This window comes from Reichenbachiella sp., from assembly GCF_039969095.1.
Classification (GTDB): domain Bacteria; phylum Bacteroidota; class Bacteroidia; order Cytophagales; family Cyclobacteriaceae; genus Reichenbachiella.
Genome location: NZ_JBDVOL010000010.1, coordinates 450503 through 473278 on the forward strand (window position 1 = coordinate 450503; position 22776 = coordinate 473278).

Genomic DNA, 22776 nt, shown 5'->3' on the forward strand with positions numbered 1-22776 from the left:
TGCGACAAGAACAAAGAAAAAGTTATCTTGTCGAGTTTTAAGATTTGGGTGATCCCGCAACTATTAACCATCGCTAAATGGAAGGATTTATTATACTGCTTTTAGTTATTCTCTTGATCATGATTGTCCGACTGATGGACCGTGTAGATAAAATTGATAGAAGAGTCAAACAGATACATGATGATGTAATTGGTGAAGAGAAGGTTAAATCCATAGCACCAGTCAAAAGAGCGGTAGTAGAAAAACCAAAACCAGCTCCAGAACCTCCAAAAGAAGAAGTGAAAGAGCAAGTGCCTGATCATGTCAAGGAATTGATTGCGCAATCTCAAAAACCAAAAGCGACGCCAGTTGCGCCTAAAAAGAAAGTAGTAAGCAAACCGCCTCGTCCATCTTTTATGGAACGAAATCCCGATTTGGAGAAGTTCATTGGTGAAAACCTTCTGAGTAAAGTCGGTATCGTAATTTTCGTTATTGGGATGGGATTTCTGGTGAAGCTGGGAATCGACAATGAAGTGATCACTGAAGCGATGCGCGTAGCCATTGGCGTGTTGATTGGAGGAGGGATGATCGGATTGGCGCATTATATGCGAACCTCGTTTGCCAAGTTCAGTTCCATCTTAGTTGGTGGTGCTTTAGCTGTGCTGTATTTCACGATAGCACTGGCCTTTCACGAATACGCGTTGATTCCTCAGACGGCGGCTTTCGTAATAATGGTTTTTATTACCGCTTTCGGTGTGCTATTGTCTATCGCTTATGATAGAAAAGAATTGGCGGTATTGGCGATCATTGGTGGATTTGGGACTCCGTTTTTTGTGAGCACGGGCTCGGGCAATTTCAGCGTATTGCTTACTTATATATTAATTCTGGATATTGGAATGCTGACTTTGGTCTATTTCAAAAAATGGAATGTGATCAATTACCTGGCGTATGGATTTACTTATTTGCTCTTTCTCGGGGTTTACTTTACCAAGTTTATAGACAATCAGGACGAGACGAGACTGCCTTTGTTTTTATTCCTTACCGCTTTCTATTTGATCTTCTATTTGATGACGATCATCTACAATGTCAAAAATTCAAGGAAGTTCAAATATCCAGAAATTATGATGTTGTTGACTAATTCGAGTTTGTACTTTGGTCTTGGGCTAGGGTTGGTTCAAGGATATAGCGAAGGCTTGTTGAGCGGATTATTTGCAGGGCTCGTAGCTCTATTCAATTTTGGATTTGTTTTTGCGCTTTATAAGCGTAAGGACATTGACAAGAATCTACTGTTCTTGTTGATCGGACTGGTACTGACTTTTGTGAGTTTGATTGCGCCTATCCAGTTAGATGGCAATTATATTACTCTATTCTGGTCGTTGGAGGCTGTATTGTTGTTATGGCTTTCGCAAAAATCTGGTATCCAGCTGATGAAAGCAGCTTCAGTGATCATTACCTTATTAATGCTGATTAGTCTATCTATCGATTGGCAACAAAACTACTATCCTAAGTATGATTACATCGTTCTTAGTTTGTTTATGAACAAAGCTTTTATGGCTTCTTTCGTAGCCATTGTCTCTTTGATTGGTTCTATGACTTTAATGAAAATGGACGAGACTTTTGAATTCAGAGGAATCAAAATCACTTGGAAGAAGTCCAATTTCAGTGTGCTTTTTGCCATCGTGTTTTACTTGGGTTTTCTTTTAGAACTCAATTATCAGTTTCTTCGATTCGATTTTGAATATTCAAGAAGGATGATTCTTTTGGGCGTGTACAATTATGTCTATGTATTATTAATAGCTGCAGCTTCTAAAATCAGACCAAACGAGATGGTTAAGAAAGCAAGTTTTGCCCTTTCTGTTCTTGCCATTGGGTCATATCTCACCTTTTATCTGAATGAAATCACCTTCTCAAGGAGCTATTATTTGCTAGAAGAAGGGGTAAATACAGGATTTTACTGGCATTATGTGATGTTGATACTTTTTGTATTCATTGTGATACATTGTTACCAGTATATTCAAAAGACGCATGGCTTTCAGTCCAAATTCGGAAATATCTCCTTATGGGTTTTGGCCTTTATTGGAGTTTTCGTGAGTTCGGTAGAGGTGGGGCATTTGTCTATGCTCTACCAGTTTGGTTCAGGTAAGGAAGAGTATGAAGCATTTGATGGCGCAGTCAGATCGGTTTATCCAGTGGTTTGGGCTTTGTCTGCATTGGTTTTGATGATCGTCGGAATGAAACTCAGAATGAAACCTTTGAGATTGGCCTCATTGGTGGTGTTTTCTGTCACTATTGTTAAGTTGTTTTTCTATGATTTGGCTGGCAACTCAACGGGTAAAATCATCTCTTTTATCTTATTAGGTGTAATTTTATTATTGATTTCGTTCCTGTACCAAAAATTAAAATTTATTATTCAAGATGATGAAAAGTAAGATCGTTGGCGTAGTTGTCTTGCTTTGGAGCACTTTAGCTTTTGGACAAGAATTTAAATTTACAGCAGACTTACCAGTTGTTGCTGATTCTGGATACTATCGCGTGCTACTTTCTCCAGAATTACTTGGTCGAACAGCCAACGATTGGAGCGATCTCAGAGTGTTTGATAATGAAGGAGAAGAGCAAGCTTATATCAAAAGAAACGAATCAAAAGCTTCTACCCGTTCCTTATTTAAGGAATATGAGATCACGGATAAGGCCTACAAGCAAGATGCGATTTCTCATTTGATTTTTAGCAACCCCACTAAGGAGCCTATTGACAATATAAGCTTCTTGGTGAAAAACACAGATGTAAAAAAACGAGCCAGGTTAAGCGGAAGCGATGATTTGGAGAATTGGTATGTGATTAAGGATAATTACTTGTTGCATGCCATGCAAAGCGAAGAGAAGACTTCTGAAATGAAAATGCTGAACTTTCCATTAAGCGATTATGGCTATTTCAAATTAGAGATCAATGACAATTGGAAGCTGCCTATAAACATCCTGAAAGTGGGCTATTATGATACGCAACAAGTCAAAGGCCTCTCTACCCGTTTCAATTGCCCAATTATTTCCCAAAGGGATAGTTTGAAGCAGTCGACTATTCACATCAAATTTCCTGAGCCTAGATATCTCGAAGAGCTTCAATTGGTATTGAGTGGAGAAGAGTTTTATTTAAGACAGGCTCATGTTTTAGTGAAAAGAGAAGGAGTGGATCGTAAGAAAAATAAGTATGAATACTTTCATTCCATTGGTTTGTTTGAATTGAATTCGAATAGTGAAAATAAAATGGCTTTTAGAGGTACAGTAGCTCAAGAGCTACAAATTCAAATTGACAATCGAGACAATCATCCGCTCAAAGTGGAATCTGTTTCTGCTTCCTATCTGAACAAGTATTTGGTGGTAGAATTATTGCCGTCCATGACTTATTCGATGAAATTGGGGGATAAGTCTTTGGTGAAACCAGATTATGATCTCAAAGCATTTGCAAGTCAGATACCAGCCAATATCCCATTAATCAGCCATGGTGTAATAGAAAATATAGCTTCAATAGAAGACCCTGTTCAAAAGGGCTTTTGGAATAATAAGTATTTGGTCTGGTTTGTCATTGCAGTGGTAGGCTTCGCGTTGATCTATATTTCTTTGAAAATGGTGAAGGAGATTGGGAAATAAGTACTCAGAGTTCTCTTCGAGTAACTCTGAGTGAAATTGAACCGATAATATTAATTTTTCCCTTTTCGTTCTGGTCCTTTGTGCGCTTTGAATTCTTCCAAGCTCACAAAACCATCGTTGTCCACATCCATTTTCTCAAATAACTCATCTGGAGAAGGAGGTGCTGGTCTTTCACTTCTTGCGTTACTCATTTTTTCAAATTCATCAAACTCGATAGCCCCACTTTTATCTGAGTCCATTTTATCAAAGGCTTTTCTGGGGTCACGAGAATCTTTTTTCTCCTCTCTGAGCTTCTTGCCTCCAGATTTGAATTCGTTTTTGTCTAGTTGACCATCTTTGCTCACATCCAATTTGGCAAAGATCTCTTCCTTGTCTGGTCGATCTTGTTTTGCTTGGATTTGAAAACTGATAAGTACTGCAAGTGCTACAGCGCTCATCTTTAACATTAATACTTTCATTTTATTAGAATTTTTGATTTAAAGCCTATTAGACTTTAGAAGGATCAAAAGGTTTATTCTTAATGAAAAAAATGTATTGATTAATCTTAAATTTCGAGCATTCCTTGAAGAACTATTTTAGCATTGCTTCTGACTTCAAGGGTTGAGTCATCAATGATTTTGAGGTTTAAGTATCCACCTCGATCAGAAAGTTGAAAAGCTGATAATTCTTGCTTATTCAGTTTTTGACCCCAGTATTTGGCCAAAACTGAATGTGAAGCACCGGTCACAGGATCTTCATCGATTCCGATCCAAGGGCAAAAGCATCGGGAATAGAAATTGTAATTTTGATCGTCAGATTTAGCTGTAATTACTAATTCTTTAATCTTATTCGAACTCTTGATTGCTTCGTGAAAGTCTGGTTTGATTGCCAGTAGGGCTTCTTTGCTTTCGACTTCAATTACTAGCATATCGAGTGATTCGGCAAATTGAACAGAAATTGGTTTACTAATACCAAAAGCATTCAGTAATCTTTGATTAGGTTGATCTTCAATGGTGTCGTATAATGGAAACTGCATTACAACTGATTCACCTTCTTTCATTGCGTTAAGTTCTAAGTCTTTATATGTTGTAAAGGATACGATGTCTTGATTAGACTCTTTCAATAGAACTTTAGAAGCAGCTAATGTAGCATGTCCACAAAAATCAACTTCCACAGTAGGAGTAAAATATCTGATATGATAGTGGTTGTCTTTCTGATTTGACCTCTGAACAAATGCCGTTTCTGAAAGGTTGAATTCAGTAGCGACAGCCTGCATAAGACTTTCATCTAATGAATGATCTAGAATACATACCCCTGCAGGGTTTCCTTTAAAGAGTTCATTCGTGAAAGAATCGACAATAAATGCTTTGAGCCCCATAGTATTCTTGCTAATATGTTTAAGCTAAATTAAAAAACCGCCTTCGCGATCTTTTGAACACTAGAAGATTTGCCCATGGAGTAATAGTGCAATACAGGAACACCATGATCTTTCAACTCCTGAGATTGTTTAATTCCCCATTCAATTCCCACTTGCTGAACCTCTTTGTTGTCTTTACACTTTTCAACCGCATCTACCAGATCATCCGGTAAGTCTATTTTAAAGAAACTTGGCAGTACGCTCAATTGGTTTTTGGTTTTGAATGGCTTCAGACCCGGAATAATTGGGACATTAATCCCGATCTCCCTGCATTTTTTTTCGAAATCAAAAAACTTCTGATTGTCGAAGAACATCTGAGTAACAATGTATTCGGCACCAGCATCCACTTTTTGCTTCAGATATTTCAAGTCTGAATTTAAACTTGGTGCTTCGAAGTGCTTTTCTGGATAACCAGCCACGCCAATACAAAAATCAGTAGGGTTGGCATTTTCCATTTCATCATCCAAATAATTCCCTTCATTCATGCCTTTTACCTGATGAAGTAGGTCGATGGCATAGTCGTTGCCTTCAGGTTCAGGAGTGAATTTAGATTCAGATTTGATGGCATCTCCGCGAAGCACTAATACATTGTCAATTCCCAAGAAATTCAGATCAATCAATGCATTTTCAGTCTCTTCCTTATTGAATCCACCACAAATGATATGAGGCACAGGATCTACATTGTACCTATGTTTTAATGCCGCACAAATCCCTACTGTCCCTGGTCTTTTCCGAGTCGTCTTTTTTTCTAAAAGTCCGTTCGGATGTTTTTTATAAACGTACTCCTCACGATGATAGGTCACATCAATAAACGGCGGTTTGAATTCCATCAAAGGATCGAGGTGATCAAATATGTTCTGAATATTTTCCCCTTTCCTTGGCGGAATGATTTCCAATGAGAAAAGGGTATTACCCTTGGCGTTTGTGATATGTTCGGTTACTTTCATTTGTCTCTTTTAGTCTATGGACCAATAGCCTATAGTGTTTGCCTTTTATTTCAGGTTTTTTGTAAAGCAAGGAAAAGAGATGGACAAAGCTGTCCATCTCTTTTGTTCTTTTAATTCAAATTTGGTTGAGGAGTCAGTCTCAAATAAGGTTTTACTTCCTTGTGACCTTTCGGGAATAAAGATGGAATATCTTCATTGGCCACTGCTGGTACAATCACACAATCGTCGCCATTGTTCCAGTTGGCTGGTGTGGCTACTTTGTGGTAGGCAGTCAACTGTAGTGAGTCGATTACCCTCAGCAGCTCGTCGAAATTTCTGCCAGTAGAAGCAGGGTAGGTGATGATCAATTTGACCTTTTTGTCAGCTCCAATTACGAATACAGACCTTACGGTTAATTTGTCATTTGCATTTGGGTGAATCATGTCGTACAGCGTAGACACGTTTCTGTCTTCATCTGCAATAATTGGAAAATTGACTGTAGTGTCCTGTGTTTCGTTGATGTCTTTCACCCATCCGTTATGAGATTCTAATCCATCCACACTTAGCGCTGCTACTTTTACATTTCTTTTGTCAAACTCAGGTTTGTACTTAGCCACGGTACCTAGTTCAGTGGTGCACACTGGTGTATAGTCTGCAGGGTGCGAAAATAAGATCCCCCAACTGTCCCCCAGCCATTCGTGAAAATTGATATCTCCTGCAGTGGATTGTGCCGTAAAGTTTGGTGCTTCGTCACCTAATCGTATCGTACTCATGATATTAATGTTTAAGTATATAAGTTTATTTGGTTATGTCTGTTATATTCAAACTCAACCATGCTATTAATTATAATTCAAGTTTGGAGAGAGCCACTTTTCAGTTTCTTCCAATGTCATTCCTTTTCTTCGGGCGTATTCTTCTACTTGGTCTTTTGCTATTTTGCCTAATCCAAAGTACTTGGATTCAGCATTCGCGAAATAGAAACCACTGACGGAAGCAGCAGGATACATGGCATTCGACTCAGTGAGTATAATACCCGTTTCATTTTCTGCATCCAGTAGGTTGAATAAGATCGGCTTCTCGGTATGATCTGGACAGGCTGGATAACCTGGTGCTGGTCTGATACCGGCATATTTTTCACTGATTAGATGTTCATTGTCAAAAGTTTCATCCGAAGCATAGCCCCAAAGTTCTTTTCTGACTTTTTCATGCATCAGTTCAGCAAAAGCTTCCGCCAACCGATCAGCTATTGCCTTGATCATTATCGCATGGTAATCATCATGTTCTTTTTCGTATTTTTCAATCAATTTTTCAATACCGAGGCCTGCGGTTACGGCGAACCCACCCATGTAGTCTTGCTTGCTCGATGACTCAGGTGCTACAAAATCGGCTAAAGACATATTGGCGATGTTGGTTCCTTTTTTTCCTTGTTGACGAAGGAAATGGAAGGTGGTCAATTCCTTGCCTGAACGGTCTGAAATTTTGATGTCATCCCCATTTGTATTGTTGGCAGGGTAGATGCCAATGACGCCATTGGCCTGAAGGCTTCTTTTGGCGATCACTTCATCCAGCATTTTGTTGGCATCGTTGTATAGCTCCGTGGCTTGTTCGCCAATGACTTCATCCTGTAGGATCTTGGGGTATTTGCCTTTGAGCATCCAAGTCTGAAAAAACGGCGTCCAATCAATATACTTTCTAATTTCTTCCAGAGGGAAGTTGTTGAAAGTCTTGTTACCTATGAAATTTGGCTTTTTGATTTCACTAGTTCCCCAGTCTATTTTAAATGAGTTGGCTTTCGCTTCTTCAAAAGGGATGTAATTTTTTGCTTTAGTCCTGCCAGCGTGATTTTCTCTTGCTTCCTGATACTCTTTCTTAGTCTTTGCCACGAAGGCATCCTTTTTAGAATTCAATAAATCACCAGCTACGGGCACACTTCTCGAAGCATCCAATACATGGATGACAGGCCCACTGTAGCACGGATCGACTTTCACTGCCGTATGAATTCTTGAAGTGGTAGCTCCACCTATGAGCAAAGGAAAAGTGGCTTTTTCTTTTTCCAATAATTTGGCGAAATCTACCATTTCGTCCAACGAAGGTGTGATCAATCCACTGAGACCGATAACATCTGCATTTACCTCTCTGGCTTTTTCTAATATTTTCTCATTGGGCACCATCACGCCCATATCAACTATTTCGTAGTTATTACATGCCATTACTACGCCCACGATATTTTTCCCAATATCATGTACGTCACCTTTCACAGTAGCTAATAGTACGGTGCCTGCATTCTGAGCTGCGCCTTCGGATTTTTCTGCTTCGAGATAGGGCGTCAGGTAAGCCACCGCCTTTTTCATCACTCGGGCACTTTTTACTACTTGTGGCAAGAACATTTTGCCTTCCCCAAATAGGTCTCCAACGACATTCATGCCGTCCATCAGCGGACCTTCTATGACATGAAGTGGCCTTTCAAAACTTTGTCGTGCTTCTTCTGTGTCCTCATCTATAAATTCTACAATGCCTTTTACTAAAGCATGTTCTATCCTTTTAGCAACAGGAAGTGCTCTCCACTCATCGTTTTTCTTTTCAACTTTACCGCTACCTTTTACAGTTTCCGCAAAGTCCAGCAAACGTTCGGTGGCGTCGTCTCTGCGGTCGAACAATACATCTTCCACATGCTCCAACAGGTCTTTAGGAATGTCGTCATACACTTCCAGCATAGCAGGATTTACGATGCCCATGTCCATGCCTTGACCAATGGCGTGATACAAGAAAGCAGAGTGCATCGCTTCCCTTACTGGATTGTTTCCTCTGAAAGAGAAAGACACATTACTTACGCCGCCGCTCACGTGTGCAGCTGGTAGGTTTTCGCGCACCCATCGGGTAGCCTGGAAGAAGTCAAGTGCATTTTTTCTATGCTCTTCCATTCCTGTGGCCACCGGAAAAATGTTCAAATCGAAGATGATGTCTTCTGGTTTGAAATTGATTTTAGGACCTGTCATAAGCTCATAGGAGCGCTTGACGATTTCTATTCTTCTTTCGTAGTTGTCGGCTTGGCCATCTTCATCAAATGCCATCACGATTACTGCTGCGCCGTATTGTTTGATGAGTTTGGCTTGTCGTATGAATTCTTCTTCGCCCACTTTCAAACTGATGGAATTGACTACTGACTTTCCTTGTGTGCATTTGAGCCCTGCCTCAATGATTTCCCATTTGGATGAATCTATCATCACAGGAATTCTGGCAATGTCTGGTTCAGCTGCCATCAAATTGAGGAACTTGGTCATGGTTTCAACACCATCGAGCATGCCCTCATCCATATTCACATCAATGATTTGTGCTCCACCTTCCACTTGATTTCTAGCTACTTCAAGTGCTTCCTCATGCTTTTCTTCTTTGATCAGTCTAAGGAATTTTCTTGACCCAGTGACATTGGTTCTTTCACCGACATTGATAAAGTTCATGTCTGGCGTTACTATCAGTGGTTCTAATCCACTTAATTTCATTGGATCATGAGCATGCCACTTGTATTCGTATCTTCCTGGATATTCTGGATGTATATTCATGATTTAGGCTACTCGAGGTTTGTAATTGGACGCCAGCTCAGCAATGGCCTTGATATGATCTGGAGTAGTACCACAGCACCCTCCAATGATGTTGATCAATCCATCATCTAAAAATTCTTTGATCTGATCTACCATGTCTTCAGGAGTTTCATCATACTCACCAAATTCGTTGGGTAAGCCTGCATTCGGATGGGCACTAATATTGAATTTCGACTTGTTCGAAAGCGTACTTAGATACGGTTTCAATTCTCTTGCTCCCAATGCACAATTCAAACCGATACTCATTAATTCTAAATGAGACACAGAGATCAGGAAGGCTTCCGTATTTTGTCCAGACAATATTCTTCCACTGGCATCAGTGATCGTACCGGATACCATAATTGGTATGCGGATACCTCTTTCTTCAGCGATTTGGTCGATGGCCATTAAGGCTGCTTTCGAATTCAGTGTATCTGTGATGGTTTCTACCAACAAAATGTCAGCACCGCCATCGAGTAGAGCTTTGGCCTGATTGCCAAAAGCTTCAAGCAACTGATCAAAAGTGATGGCTCTGTAGCCAGGGTCATTTACGTTGGGGGACATGGAAGCCAAACGGTTAGTCGGACCCATAGATCCAGCTACAAATCGTGGCTTATCAGGGTTTTGACTTGTAAATTCCTCAGCTACTTCTTTAGCAATTTTTGCTGATTCGTAGTTAATTCTGTAGACCCAGTCTTCCAGTTTATAATCAGCTTGAGCCACCCACGTACTGCCAAAAGTATTCGTTTCAATGATGTCTGCTCCAGCTGTGAAGTAAGCCGCATGGATTTCTTTAATTACATCAGGACGTGTAACGGAAAGCAAATCATTATTCCCTTTTAATGGAATTTCGTGATCTTTCAATTCTTCATTTCTGAAGTCTTTTTCTTCCAATCCATATCGTTGGATCATGGTTCCCATGGCACCGTCCAAGACTAATATTCTCTCCTTTAGAATATCTAGAATATTCATATTCTTCAAATATTTAAAATTTGAATAGCGAATGCTTTTGAGCCAAATGCTATTTCTGTCTGTATGGGAATTTTTCCTACACAGTACTTATCAAAAAAGAAATCTTATAGAGATAACCTATCTTTTTCTAAATGATGATTCATTCAGAATGGGAGTTGGCACAACATCCAGTATTGCGGCTTTGGATATGTTGCCAAGACGTCAACGGGCCCAGTCCCTCGGTCTTTCTTGATAAGTGAAGCAAAGATAGCTGAATCTTAGGTGTGAACAAGATTTTAGCGAATATTTAGAAATTTGTTAGTGAATACAGGAGTTTGTTGAAAAATTCGAACTGTATGGAAAGATGAGAATCTTATAATGTATTACGTCTGAAGTTAAATACTTCGGTTTTTACACTGCCATCTTTCTGTTTCAATTTCAAAGAGACTTTCAAGTAGTTTGGATCTACCAATTCGTAGGTGAGTCCTTTGAAAACAGCCTTATTTGGTTCAATAGATTGCAAGGTAAAAGTCACATACTTGTCTTTTTCTTCCCACCCAGTCATATCTGGATTGAAATGCTTTAACCGTAATCTGATGGTATCGTTGACAGTAGAAATATCCATAAACTCCATAAAAGTGGTTTGGTCATCTGTCATGTGTTTATAGATGCCATTCATGCGACCGAGTGAAGCGGGCATCCAGACTTCTTCAGAAACCCCACCAAATCCATCACCGACCCAGTATCCCCGCATAAAGTTCAAATCTTCTATGGTTGGTTTTTGATCTTGGGCGTTCAGCTGAATACTGAGGACAAAAAGAAAGGGAATGAGTAGTTTTTTCATTCCCTTAATTTACCTAATAAATACGGTTTCCAGATAGATTTAATCTTCGATTTTATAGGAAATGAAGACTTGGTCGGTGATTGTCAAATCTTTGGCCTCGAAATTAGAAACATCACTTTCTGCGAAACTTTTCATCATGCCCATACTAGCTGATTGAGGGCGAGGGGTATGAGTAGAGCCTCCATAATTGATTTCATTGATTCCCATTAAGGTGTATCCCGTGGCTTCAGCTAGAATTTCTGCTTTCGCTTTGGCATCGGCTACTGCCATTTTCATGAGTTGCTTCTTTACCATTTCTTCCTGCTCATCAGACATGCCAAAAGTAATAGAAACTGAAGGTGCGGATTCGTCCGAAGCTGTTTTATTCAACACCTCGAGTAAACGTTTGGTTGAATGATCAAACCTAACCTCAAGCGTTTGGGATGCAACATATTCTTCTCCTTTAGGTTCTCCCTGTCGGTATTTTCGATTTTGACGGATATTGAAATTGGCCGTTTTAATATCTTCTTTTTTGAAACCAATTTTAGTAAGAGAAGCAGTCAATGCATCTATTCTTTTGGTCATCAATGATATGGCTTCGTCATAGCTGTCTTTCGTTTCATTAATGGAATAGGTAATTATGGTACGCTCTGGCTGTACTGAAATGGAAGCATTTCCAACCACATTAAGTTGTGCGGATGCCGTAACAACAGCAAGAAAGTAAATAGGAATTAGGATTAACTTTTTCATGTGTATTTCATTTTAATTTATTGAGCATTTGCAAAAATTAGCCCAAAGTTGATTTAGATCATAAGTTTTATTTCTGAAGGACTTCAAACGGGCTAAAAAAATTTACCGATCTTTGTCACAAAAAATAGGGTAATCTTGTCCTAAGAGTAACAAACAATTGTATTAGTATTTTATGAGTGACATTGAAATAAAAGCATTTGCGAAGGAGATGATGACGACGCTGCAGAAATACAAGCAGACGTCTTACAGGAAGGCAATATGGCAAATTTGCAATTCGATGATTCCATTCGTGGCGATTTGGATTGCTATGTATTGGGCGTTTTCTTACAACCTGTTCTTGTTTTTTGGTTTAGGTGTGATCAACGCTTTTTTCCTGGTAAGAATATTCATTATTCAGCATGACTGCGGCCATCATTCCTTTGTGAAATCAAAAAAGTGGAGAGATGCCATCGGTTTTGTATGCAGTATTTTTAGCGCCATGCCCTACAAATATTGGGCAGATGCTCATGCCTTTCACCACAATCACAACGGCAAATTAGAGACTAGAGATATAGGTGATATCAACACTTTGACTGTCAAAGAATATCAGGAGATGGGTACATGGGATAGAGTGAAATATCAAATATTCAGATTCCCAGTGGTGACTTTTATGATTGGTCCTATCATCTATTTTATTAGAAATATGAGATTGCCTTTGGTGGTACTTGAGAACAAAAAAAGTCGAGCTTTCTGGAGTGTCATGATCAATAATGTGGTCGTGATCGGCGGGGTCGTAGCGCTTTGTTTGATATTCGAATGGCAAGCCATTCTAGCAACTTATTTGACTGTGCTGTATTTGTTTTCGATTATAGCTATTTGGTTTTTCTTTGTACAGCATCAGCATGAAGATGGATATAAAAGATGGGAAAATAATTGGGATCACTTCGTGTCAGCAGTGAAAGGTAGTACATACTACAAATTACCTGGTTTGGTCAACTGGCTTACGGGTAACATTGGCGTACATCATATCCATCATTTGTATTCGGCTATTCCGAATTACAACTTGGTAAAATGCATCAAAGAAAATCCTCAGTTCAGCAAGTACACGACGGTCATTGGCTTTTGGGAAAGTCTGAAATACATGAATCACAAATTGTGGGATGAAGATACACAGCGAATGATCACTTTTGGTGAATATAAGCGACTCTATAAAGTGGCAGCTTAAATAGTGCTACTTAATTTGAACAGAGGCTATCTCACAAGCTGACCGTCATTGTGAACTTCTTGAAGCAATCTTAAAATAAGATTTGCAATCAAACTTTAAGATCACTTCGTTTCACTCGTGATGACGAATTGAGGGCTTGTGAGATAGTCTTTTTTGATTCTGTTATATCCTACAAATCCCTTTTCTTCAGTATCCAGTAGCTCAAACTGATATTGGCTACTAGCCAGCCCAAAGCAATTGAAAATTCTCTCCATGATACATAATCCTGGATCTCCTGAAAGAAATACTTCATATAAGGAATGTGAATCAGATTGTTCATGGCTGTGACCGGGAGATAATCTTTCAAAAAGCGAATTTCATCCCAAAGCGGAGGAAAGTGCTCGAGCAATTTCGAAGCTACTGGGTCAAATATCAAAGTGTACATTAATAGCCCAACGATGACCAGTCCAGCTTTTCTCACGAATAAAGCAATCATCATTGCAAAAGTGAGATAACAAAAAACCTCAAATCCATAAGCAAACAAAAACTGTAAGTCGGAGAATACATATTTCCATCCCCAAACGTGCGAATATAGGCTTCCAGTAGTTAGACCAATGAAAAACAGCAACAGCATGGCTCCGAGAGAGAGGATACCAATGATTAATAGTTTGGTCATCAGGAATTCTTTTTTACTCAATCCATCGATGATGTTTTGACGCATGGTTCGGTAGGAGGCCTCGTTGGCGATAGAAATAACCATAATGAATCCCAGTAGCACCTTGAAAAAGGTGGCCATGTAAGCGATGTTGTGCCATACATCCGGAAAGTCGTAGAACGGGATGATCGTGGGGTCGATGCCATTGAAATCTGCGCCTTTGCTTTTTAAGTATTGCAGTGCGATCATGACGCTTGAGCAAATGATGATTACCCCTGCAGTATACATGCCGATCAGTATCCAAAAGGCTCGGTTGTAGCGTAATTTGAGCCATTCTATTTGTAAGAGTCTAGTCATTTTCGTTGAGTATTTTGAGAAATTGTTTTTCAAGGCTGCCGCCTTTTTTGACCAGGTGAGTGGCGGTCATGCCTTTTTCAAAAAGGAAGGTGTTGATGGCTTCTGGTGAGATTCCATTGTCTGTCGTCAGGGATAAAGCGTCGGGCATTATTTCGATCTTAGAAACGCCTTCCAATCCTTGAAGGGTTTCTTCTAGCTTAGACATATTAGATGCCGCTACCTCGATTGTTTTTTGGTCAGACAATGCTTCTTCTACACTTCCCTGATAGAGTTTTTCACCTTTTCGCAATACGCAGAAATGGGTGCATACTTTTTGCACTTCGTCGAGCAAATGACTCGCTAATATGATCGTTTTGCCTGAAGAGGCAATCTGCTGAATGATCTCTCTAATTTCTACGATGCCTTGCGGATCTAGTCCATTGGTAGGCTCATCCAAAATCAATACCGGAGGATCCGCCAAGAGGGCAGAGGCTATGGCCAATCGCTGTTTCATGCCGAGTGAATAGGTTTTGAAAGAATCATCTTTGCGCTCATACAAGCCGACTTGCTTTATCACTTCATCGATTCTTGATTCTGGGCACTCTTTGATTTTGGCTATGATTCTCAAGTTTCTTACCGCTGATAGATAGGGGTAGAAGCAAGGCGTTTCCAATATGGCACCTATTCTTTTTCGACTATCCGCACTAGGTGCTTCATCAAACCAGGAGTAACTACCGCTGGTAGGTTTGGTGACGTCGAGAATCATGCCTAGGGTAGTGGTTTTGCCACTGCCATTAGGTCCCAATAGTCCGAAGACCATGCCTGGTTCTATGGTTAGATTGAGTTGATCTAACGCAGTGAGCTTGCCATACTTTTTGGTGAGCCCTTTGGTTTCGAGTATGTATTTCAATGTTTGAGTTTTTTAGTCCGCTATGTCATCGCCCATTTCCATCAGTCCTAGAATGGATGAAAACTTATTTTGAAACGTAGAGTCATTTTCCGATATGTATTGATACAACTTAGGAAGCTCTTTGAGTTCGAGACTGCCAGCCACGTCGAATACATAATGCTCATTGTCCAATAAAGCAATGCCTACCGTTTCCGTAGGTTTTTCTCTGCCCAACAGATAGAATTTTTTCGTGGGACCCTCCACGACTACATATTCTTCGAAATCTTCGTTCGACTGGAGTTGATTCACCAAATTGTATAGGTCAATATTCTCGAACTTACCATTCATCTTGAAGAAAATGAGTTTTTCGATATCCTGAATGAGTCGGTTAAACTCTTCATTGTTGTCGAGATTGACCATGCGGAGTGTACTTGGATAAAAATGCAAATCCATGCTGGTCAGTCTTTCCTTTTTCAAGTCTGTGATTGTGCTACTCTGTGCATAAGAGATGATAGACATGAACAGCAGCGCAAGAGAGAGCAGTAAAACTCTGCCCTTTGGATAAAGAGCAGAGTAATTGAGTATTTGACCTATGTTGATATCAATCATTATCGTTGTCTAATGCTTTGAGATGATCCATGCCTTTCATTTTCATGACTCTAGAGAGCTTAGCGATTTGTTTCAAATCGATTTCTCCAAAGAGACTCATGATTAAAAATTCATCATCGCCCGATACGATCATGAGCAATTCGTTGATGACACTGCCTTGGTCTCGAACCATGAACTTGATGTTCTCATCGCTGCCTTCTACCGACATCAGTACTTCGTAACTTTTGTCTTTGTCGATAGATTTGATCGCATTAGCGTAAAGTGCTTTGGAATCTTTGGGGTCTTCATTGATCAATGCCTTGATTCCTTTCAATTTGCTCAATGCTTCAAGTACTTCTTTTTCCGCCTCGTCTTCTCCTTCAATTTCTGTGAATAGCGAGAACATTTTACTGGTCACAGTCACTTTCGTGAATGAGGTATCAGCGGAAAAACTTGTGAAGTATTTGCTTATTGCATTGTCTTGCGCCATGCTGGAAAAACTCCCCGCTACCGCTATCATGATGATTATTAACTTTTTCATATTCTTAATTGTTGAAATTCTGAGTTTTAATTTTCTGATGGGTTTCTTCAAATTTCTTCAAGCCATCTATTGTGTATTGATTGCCTTGATTCATTTTATCAGAAACCATAAAAAGGGCACTTTTTGCTATTTCGAAAGCGGCTCTTGCTTCTTGCTGACGAGCTAACTGTTTGGTTTTATAAGTATGAAAACCTCCAGCCATGCCAATCAGTAGTACCACGGATGCCGCTAGTTGAAACCATTTTTGATGAAAGAATGGAATCGTTTGACGTTCCGATTCAATGTTTTTAAAAAACTGATCATCAAAGTTGTCATCGAGTTTTACCGAAGAGAACTGCTCCAAAGTCTTGAAATACTCGACCTCCTGCGGATCCAAAGGATCGTTGGAGGATGTGATGTTTTTTCTGAGTTGTTTTTCCTCTTCTATTGTCGTGTCAGCTTTCCAATACTTATCAGACAGCTGCTTGATTTGTTTCCACTCCATAGTTCAATATTTTACTCAATGATGCCCTTACTTTTTGTCTTGCCCTGAACAAGTACACTTTCACCTGAGTGTCGTCCAAGCCCATGATCTCTTCGATCTCCTGATTGGAGTAGCCCAGTAATTCCCGCAGCCGAAAAATCTCTCTTTGTTTTTCGGGTAGCAGCTCCAGCGTAGATTCGATTTTTTCCATCAAATCATTGTTGATGCTGAGGTGGTCTGAAATATCATGACCAGATATTTGATATTTGGCCTCTGATAGATCCACCACATGCATTTTCTTTTTCCTCAATTTGTCTAAACACTGATTTCGGGTAATCGTCATACTCCATGCTTCAATGTTTTTGATGTCCTTGAGTTTTTCTCGCTGGTTCCAAAGCTTCATGAACACTTCTTGTACGATATCTTCTGCCAACTCCATTTCGCACACAATACTCAGGGCGTATCGATACAGCTTGTTTTTGACTGTTAAGACTTCGGTTTTAAATTGTTCTGTGGTCATGTTGCTTAGGAGACGCGGGGTTATACGCTCGGTTACAATGAGTTTAAAATATTTTTCATATTGGTGAGTCAAATGGAATATTTATTACAAGGTAAGAGAGAATGCAACCTTAGAATCCGTTAGGTGTCTTCTAGGAAGATTTGATTTTTTGTCATTATTCTTGTCTTATACATGTCGATATCGAGAGACACATATAATCAAAATCGGGCCATCAAAGCAGTATTGATAGTAGCGACACTTTGTTTGGTATTCTTTTCCAACTTTCTGGATGTAGGAGCAGTTCTTGGGGGGGTGATTGTCAGCAGAGTTTGGTTCAATCAATTCATAAATTTTAAGGTTAGAAAGGTGTGGTACCCTTTCAAACTTCTGTTGTTAATTACGCTAGTTAGTTTACTGTCAGGAGTTTTATATCTATTTTTTGTTCTAATCTCTGAACCAGATATAAGAGAACCATTTTCTTATTTATATCTGGGGCGATTAATTCTCTTTGCTGTCATTGGGGCAATGGTATTGATTGGTATAAAGTACCGAAGTGATACTGGCGAATCACGCAATTTTTGTAAGCAGTCCTTTGTTGCGATTTTTTTGATTGTATTTTTATTTTATTTCGGAAGTCCAGATCGATTTCAGTACGTCAGCTTTCCTTTCGACGACTTAATGGACTTGATGTATTATGTTTTTACCATTCTTTTTTATTGGACGTTATACTTAATCATTTCTTTTTGGGTCAATAGGTTTTCGAGCAAATATGATCACATGGTTTTTGTGATGGGCCGAACACTTCTGTTGATCGTGGTCTTCTTGCCGTTGGATTATTTGTTGCTAAACGTGTATCTGCAAAGTTTGTATCAAACCACCGTTTATGCGGATTATTGGGTGTTAGAGATGCCTTTGAAATTGATTTTGATTGTAATTGTTGGTTATTTCTCTAGTCGGAGAAAACAAGAAAACCTGGAGCCTGAAACAATCAAATTTCAGGTAAAAGCTGGAAAAGCTACCAAGCTCATCTCCGTAAATGAAGTTTTGTTTTTTCAAGTTCAATATCAAAACACCTATGCGATTACCACCGATCACGAAAAGGTAGTGATGGAAGAGTCTCTTTCAGATTTAGAAAATGTTCTTGATTCTTCAGATTTTTTCAGATTGAATAGGCAGGTGTTAGTAAAAAAAGAAGTGGTTAAAAGCTATGAGCCTTTAGCCAATAAAAAACTAAAAGTACAACTAACTCAAGTACTTGATCTCCCTCAATTTTATGAAATCAGTAGATTGAAAGCACCAGACTTTAGACGCTGGTACACGCAGTAGTTGACTCATTTCAACCTGATTTTTGGTACACTTCAGCATCAATCCTGCTCGATTTTCTGCCGGATGTAGCTTGTCAGCGTAGTATAGCGATAGAATTTAAAATTGCTATGAAAAGAATTGTATATCTAAGTTGTTGGATTATAGTCATGCAAATGACGTTTGGTTGTGCATCAAAAACCGAATCGAAGCGCGAGACCGTATCGATTGACAGTTTAGCGCTGAGCTCTGATTTAAGTCAATATGTTGGACGCCTGATGGAAGCGTATCAAATTGGAGGTGCCATAGCTATTGGCATTGTGAAGGATGGGGAGGTTGTTGCTGAGGAAGTTTATGGTTATGCAGATTATGAAAATCAAAAGAAGGCGGATTTAGAGACCACATTTTATATCGCTTCTATGACTAAGTCATTTGTGGGTACGCTGATGAAGTTGATGGAAGAACGAGGAGCATTGGATTTGAAATCTCCAATGAACGATCATCTTAATTTAAATTTTCCAACTGGTGTTGAAGCAAACAATATTACCCTTGAGGATTTGCTCATTCATACCTCCGGACTCAACAATCCTACTGTTGCGATTAAGACCGCATATACCGGAAATTTTTCCGCTCAAGAACTCATCAGCGATTTTGAAACCTCCTCTCACCAAATGGGACAAGGAAGTTACGACTACACCAATCTAGGTTATATTCTTAGTGGCTTGGTGCTGGAGAACCTGACTCATAAAAGTTGGAAGGAGCTGTTGGAGAAGGAAATATTCTTGCCTTTGGATATGAAACATACCAGTGCTTATTTAAATCCACAAGGAAAAGCTGAGTTAGCCAGTCAGCTGGCATTACCTCATTCCTTTGGTGGTGATAGTATCAGAACTGGCAGCTTCATGAAACGAAATGATACCATGCATGCAGCCGGGGGATTGATTACTACTGTTTCTGATATGAATAAATGGCTGATGGCACATTTGGATACGTCGTCGAACGCCTATTTATCTCAGGAGACATTAGATGAAATCCACACCGATCGAATTGATTTTTATGATAAGCAGGCAGGGATAAATAATTATGGCTATGGATTGGGCTGGGAGCAGGGCGATTGGCATGAGTATGACATCTCCTGGCACGGTGGAGGTTACCCCGGGTATGTGTCTGTTCATGCCTTGGTGCGAGAAGAGAATCTGGGCGTAGTGATCATGATGAGCCAGCAAAGTCGAGTGATTGAATTGATCTTGAATTATATCCTATCGGATCAACTAGATATAGATATGACCAACGAATTAGTTGAAATGGAGTCTGCCGTTCAAACGAGAATAGAACGATTTCGTCACTATAAGGACAGTATTTTTCAATTGAGTAAAACAGATGGAGAGGAAAATGTAGCATTGGAGAAGTATACCGGTAATTATCAGGGTGATCAATTCAATCAATTGGTAGTAAAGGCAGAAAAAGATCAGCTCGTGCTGCAATTGGGGAACCTGCTTTTCTTTGGAGAATATATTGGAGATGATAAATTTCTAATCAAATCTGAAGTAGATGACACCTTTGATACGGTGGATTTTTACCATCTCCATTCAGCCAATCGGAAACCCTATGTGGAAATGTTCGGTGAAAAATTTTATAAAGGTTAAAACAATTAATTACTCAAATTTCAAAAACTTATGAAACTCAAAATAATAGTATTTATATCCTGCTTTTTTCTTGTCCAGCATGCTTGGTCGCAGTCGGATGAATATCTTTCTATTTCAAGTAAAATTCAAAATGAACAAGGACAGCCCGTCTCATTTGCTCACCTAGCTGTGAAAGGAAAAAATCTGGGAGGCATCACCAATGAAAACGGGTTTTTCAGCTACAAAATTCCAGCTGAGTATATGGAGGATACGCTGGTAGTTTCCTCAGTAGGATTGGCTTCGCTGGAGCTACTGATCTCAAACTTAACCAGCGCAGAAACGCCTGTACACGTGATGGTCGAACAGGCCATAGAACTAGAAGGGATTACCATATATGCTCCGGCCAAATTGCTTCAACAGGCATTTGAGAACTTTTCTTCCAACATGCCTGAAACACCCTATTACAAATGCTCAGGTATTTATACACTTACTTCTGAGGAAAACGAACAATATACCCTATTCGAGCAACTAGCTTTTGAGGCCTATTATCGAGGGGAGCAGGATGAACCAGGTGTTGATATTTTAGGCCATCGGAGGAGTGTGGACTATAGCCAGTTTCCTGCGCTATATTCTCAAAAAGCACAATCGCATCATTTTGGTGTATCCCGTGAAATACTCGGATCGACAGTATATAAAATGGTGGAGCGCAATCAGAATCGACTGGAAGAGCTAGAGTTGAAGATTACCGATATAGAAGAGATAGATGGCAAGAAAATATATGTGATTACAGAATTGCGCCGCTCGGCGAATGACTTTGTAAGTAAGTACTACAACTACTATGTCTCTGAGGAAGATTATGAGTTGATTAAAATTTCTGAGCAGATTAGCAATTTTTCTCTAAGACCCAATGAGCGAATGACCAACGCCGGGAAGTATAATACGGACCTCTTCGAAATTAGTCATGCGTACACGATATCGACAATAGAAGGTCAAATTCGGGTGACTCAGGCAGAACGCGTGTTCAAATCCCTCAATGTTGAACGACTGACCGGTCACTTGCTGAAAGTGCATAAACAGACTGCTAGTGCCAGATTATTTGACTTTCAAAATTTAACCGAGCAGCCTGAGAAGTTTCCTTCCAGATTGAAGCTACCAGATGATACACCTTACGATGAGGCCTTCTGGAATCAGTGGGAAGCAAATGATCAGACCAACGAGAAAATAATTAAAGACATGACACGGACTAGTCCGCTCAAAACTCAGTTTGCCACCACCAATGGTTTGATCGTTTTGAAAAATAGTATCAGGGAAGAGACCTTTGATAAAAAAGACCAAAGACGGCAGTCAAAGGTCACGGATGTGGATGTGTTTATTGAAAAACTAATCTCCAATAACTACAACTCTGACTTCGCCCCCAATTTGTCCTGGGAAGATATTCCAGCTTTGATCGAAATCGCCAATTCGAAAAGGATACTCACCAATTTCCCGAGAAATATCTTAGGCAGGTATTACATTGATCAATGCCAAGCTGGAATTATTGCCATGTGGCTGATAGACTCCATTCGAAAAAATGAAGGGAAGAAACCAAGAAAGGCGTGGTACATATCTCCATTCCCAATCCTTCAAAGCGATGAAGATACCAGGCAAATCAAGGAAATGAGAAGCCAAGGAAGCAACGCCAATGTAATGATCAAAAACACAGATGAAAAACTCGCTAAAGCCTATGAATCCTTCGAAGACTGGTGGAGTGTGGCTCAGCAGATGAATTCCAACAAAGCCAAAAGAATGAACCCTTTGGCTGATACAGATTTGAAATGGATGGGGCTGTAACGTTTAGTATATGAAAAGTAGGCGATTAAAAAGCTCCAAACTTTCGGTTAAGCACAAAGTTTGATTCGAGCCAAAAGCCTTGAATTTACTACTGTTTCGCCTATTTTTTGTATACATTGTTACCTGCTGGCTTTTCTAATTTTTCATTCACTATATATTCGATTTTACCTTTCCCAATTAATGTCGAACCTTCCCTTAATTCAAACTCCATTCCTTCAGTCAAGGTATACGCAAAATGGTCTGGTGAAAAAATCTTTATTTTCGCTATTACATTCTCTCCTGGATTTACCAATTCTTTATTAATAAAAGTCTGTTGACCCGAAGTCTGCATTTCATCAAAATCGAATTTCACTTGTGGTCTGAAACCTGATTTCGCGGGTGTTTTTCGTCCGCCTTGTTCAGTCGTCAAATATTGAATTTCGGCAATAAAGTCAACCTTGTTAAATTCCTTGTTATAATAGTTGAGAATATTATCTATGATTTTATCAAACTCCGATTCATTACAAAACTGGGTAGAAATGTCTATCAAGTCGGCAATTGAACTTCCTGCCTCCAATTGCCAAGCATTTTGTCCGTTGAATTTATTGGAGTCTAACTTCTCAATGGTCAACGGTTCACCAAAATAGTTTTTAAGTTCTCCTATAAAATCTGAAATCAGAGTTTGATTCATAGTTGGCCAATCATTCATTGCATTTAAAAACAAAGTCGTAATGTCCTTAACCTTATGATTTTCTGCGTCAAGGTCAACTAAACTCCAAAGAGTGTTATATGTTTCTATTTTATCATCCACTTCGTTTTTTCAGTATGCACCTATCTGATG

The 22776-nt window shown here is 39.5% G+C and carries 21 protein-coding genes and 1 riboswitch; of the genes, 6 read left to right on the forward strand and 15 right to left on the reverse strand.

Annotation, left to right across the window (positions count from 1 at the left end):
- Positions 1-77: 77 nt before the first annotated feature.
- Positions 78-2408: a DUF2339 domain-containing protein gene (locus ABJH98_RS05165; RefSeq protein ID WP_348306564.1), complete on the forward strand. Its 2331-nt coding sequence runs from the start codon at positions 78-80 to the stop codon at positions 2406-2408.
- Complete coding sequence (locus ABJH98_RS05170; protein ID WP_348306565.1) at positions 2395-3621, forward strand: hypothetical protein; 1227 nt, start codon at positions 2395-2397, stop codon at positions 3619-3621. Before ABJH98_RS05165 ends, ABJH98_RS05170 begins: the two co-directional genes overlap by 14 nt.
- A gap of 50 nt (positions 3622-3671) precedes the next feature.
- Here ABJH98_RS05170 and ABJH98_RS05175 read toward each other — a convergent pair whose 3' ends face one another.
- The 8 genes from ABJH98_RS05175 to ABJH98_RS05210 all read right to left on the reverse strand — a co-directional run bounded on the left by ABJH98_RS05175 (position 3672) and on the right by ABJH98_RS05210 (position 12045).
- On the reverse strand, positions 3672-4079 hold the full coding sequence (locus ABJH98_RS05175) for an EF-hand domain-containing protein (RefSeq protein WP_348306566.1): 408 nt from the start codon (positions 4077-4079) through the stop codon (positions 3672-3674).
- An 86-nt stretch (positions 4080-4165) separates the two neighbouring features.
- Positions 4166-4978 carry a PhzF family phenazine biosynthesis protein gene (locus ABJH98_RS05180; RefSeq protein WP_348306567.1) on the reverse strand — a complete coding sequence of 271 codons (813 nt, stop codon included), beginning with the start codon at positions 4976-4978 and terminating at the stop codon, positions 4166-4168.
- Positions 4979-5007: 29 nt separating this feature from the next.
- Complete coding sequence (gene metF / locus ABJH98_RS05185; protein ID WP_348306568.1) at positions 5008-5964, reverse strand: methylenetetrahydrofolate reductase [NAD(P)H]; 957 nt, start codon at positions 5962-5964, stop codon at positions 5008-5010.
- Positions 5965-6074: 110 nt separating this feature from the next.
- Positions 6075-6716 (reverse strand): peroxiredoxin, encoded by a 642-nt coding sequence (locus ABJH98_RS05190; protein WP_348306569.1) that lies wholly within the window; start codon positions 6714-6716, stop codon positions 6075-6077.
- A gap of 66 nt (positions 6717-6782) precedes the next feature.
- Positions 6783-9503: a methionine synthase gene (gene metH / locus ABJH98_RS05195; protein WP_348306570.1), complete on the reverse strand. Its 2721-nt coding sequence runs from the start codon at positions 9501-9503 to the stop codon at positions 6783-6785.
- Positions 9504-9506: 3 nt separating this feature from the next.
- Entirely contained in the window at positions 9507-10493 is a 987-nt protein-coding gene (locus ABJH98_RS05200; protein ID WP_348306571.1) for a homocysteine S-methyltransferase family protein, read from the reverse strand.
- Between the two features lie 114 nt (positions 10494-10607).
- Positions 10608-10731: riboswitch (SAM riboswitch) on the reverse strand.
- A gap of 114 nt (positions 10732-10845) precedes the next feature.
- A complete protein-coding gene (locus ABJH98_RS05205; protein ID WP_348306572.1) occupies positions 10846-11316 on the reverse strand; it encodes a DUF6265 family protein in 471 nt (156 codons plus the stop codon).
- Between the two features lie 39 nt (positions 11317-11355).
- Positions 11356-12045: an SIMPL domain-containing protein gene (locus ABJH98_RS05210; protein WP_348306573.1), complete on the reverse strand. Its 690-nt coding sequence runs from the start codon at positions 12043-12045 to the stop codon at positions 11356-11358.
- Positions 12046-12217: 172 nt separating this feature from the next.
- Here ABJH98_RS05210 and ABJH98_RS05215 point away from each other — a divergent pair, with 172 nt between their 5' ends.
- Positions 12218-13249, forward strand: a complete 1032-nt coding sequence (locus ABJH98_RS05215; protein ID WP_348306574.1) for a fatty acid desaturase — start codon at positions 12218-12220, stop codon at positions 13247-13249.
- A gap of 169 nt (positions 13250-13418) precedes the next feature.
- On the opposite strand, the gene ABJH98_RS05220 is transcribed toward ABJH98_RS05215, so the two are convergent.
- From ABJH98_RS05220 to ABJH98_RS05245, 6 genes are read right to left on the reverse strand one after another with little or no spacing between them, the layout of a single operon-like run.
- The gene (locus ABJH98_RS05220) at positions 13419-14240 is read right to left on the reverse strand and encodes an ABC transporter permease subunit (RefSeq protein ID WP_348306575.1); all 822 of its coding nucleotides are present in this window, start codon (positions 14238-14240) and stop codon (positions 13419-13421) included.
- Entirely contained in the window at positions 14233-15129 is an 897-nt protein-coding gene (locus ABJH98_RS05225; protein ID WP_348306576.1) for an ATP-binding cassette domain-containing protein, read from the reverse strand. Before ABJH98_RS05225 ends, ABJH98_RS05220 begins: the two co-directional genes overlap by 8 nt.
- Positions 15130-15141: 12 nt before the next feature.
- The gene (locus ABJH98_RS05230; RefSeq protein ID WP_348306577.1) at positions 15142-15717 is read right to left on the reverse strand and encodes a DUF4252 domain-containing protein; all 576 of its coding nucleotides are present in this window, start codon (positions 15715-15717) and stop codon (positions 15142-15144) included.
- Positions 15710-16237, reverse strand: coding sequence for a DUF4252 domain-containing protein (locus tag ABJH98_RS05235; RefSeq protein WP_348306578.1), 528 nt, complete (start codon positions 16235-16237; stop codon positions 15710-15712). Before ABJH98_RS05235 ends, ABJH98_RS05230 begins: the two co-directional genes overlap by 8 nt.
- 4 nt (positions 16238-16241) lie before the next feature.
- Complete coding sequence (locus tag ABJH98_RS05240) at positions 16242-16721, reverse strand: hypothetical protein (protein WP_348306579.1); 480 nt, start codon at positions 16719-16721, stop codon at positions 16242-16244.
- Entirely contained in the window at positions 16690-17220 is a 531-nt protein-coding gene (locus ABJH98_RS05245) for an RNA polymerase sigma factor (protein ID WP_348306580.1), read from the reverse strand. The genes ABJH98_RS05240 and ABJH98_RS05245 overlap by 32 nt, the downstream gene beginning before the upstream one ends.
- Before the next feature lie 171 nt (positions 17221-17391).
- Here ABJH98_RS05245 and ABJH98_RS05250 point away from each other — a divergent pair, with 171 nt between their 5' ends.
- From ABJH98_RS05250 to ABJH98_RS05260, 3 genes are all read left to right on the forward strand, one after another.
- A complete protein-coding gene (locus ABJH98_RS05250; RefSeq protein WP_348306581.1) occupies positions 17392-18525 on the forward strand; it encodes a LytTR family DNA-binding domain-containing protein in 1134 nt (377 codons plus the stop codon).
- Between the two features lie 107 nt (positions 18526-18632).
- On the forward strand, positions 18633-20147 hold the full coding sequence (locus tag ABJH98_RS05255; protein WP_348306582.1) for a serine hydrolase domain-containing protein: 1515 nt from the start codon (positions 18633-18635) through the stop codon (positions 20145-20147).
- Positions 20148-20177: 30 nt separating this feature from the next.
- Entirely contained in the window at positions 20178-21956 is a 1779-nt protein-coding gene (locus tag ABJH98_RS05260) for a carboxypeptidase-like regulatory domain-containing protein (protein WP_348306583.1), read from the forward strand.
- Positions 21957-22056: 100 nt separating this feature from the next.
- On the opposite strand, the gene ABJH98_RS05265 is transcribed toward ABJH98_RS05260, so the two are convergent.
- Positions 22057-22746 (reverse strand): hypothetical protein, encoded by a 690-nt coding sequence (locus tag ABJH98_RS05265; protein ID WP_348306584.1) that lies wholly within the window; start codon positions 22744-22746, stop codon positions 22057-22059.
- Positions 22747-22776: the final 30 nt, after the last annotated feature.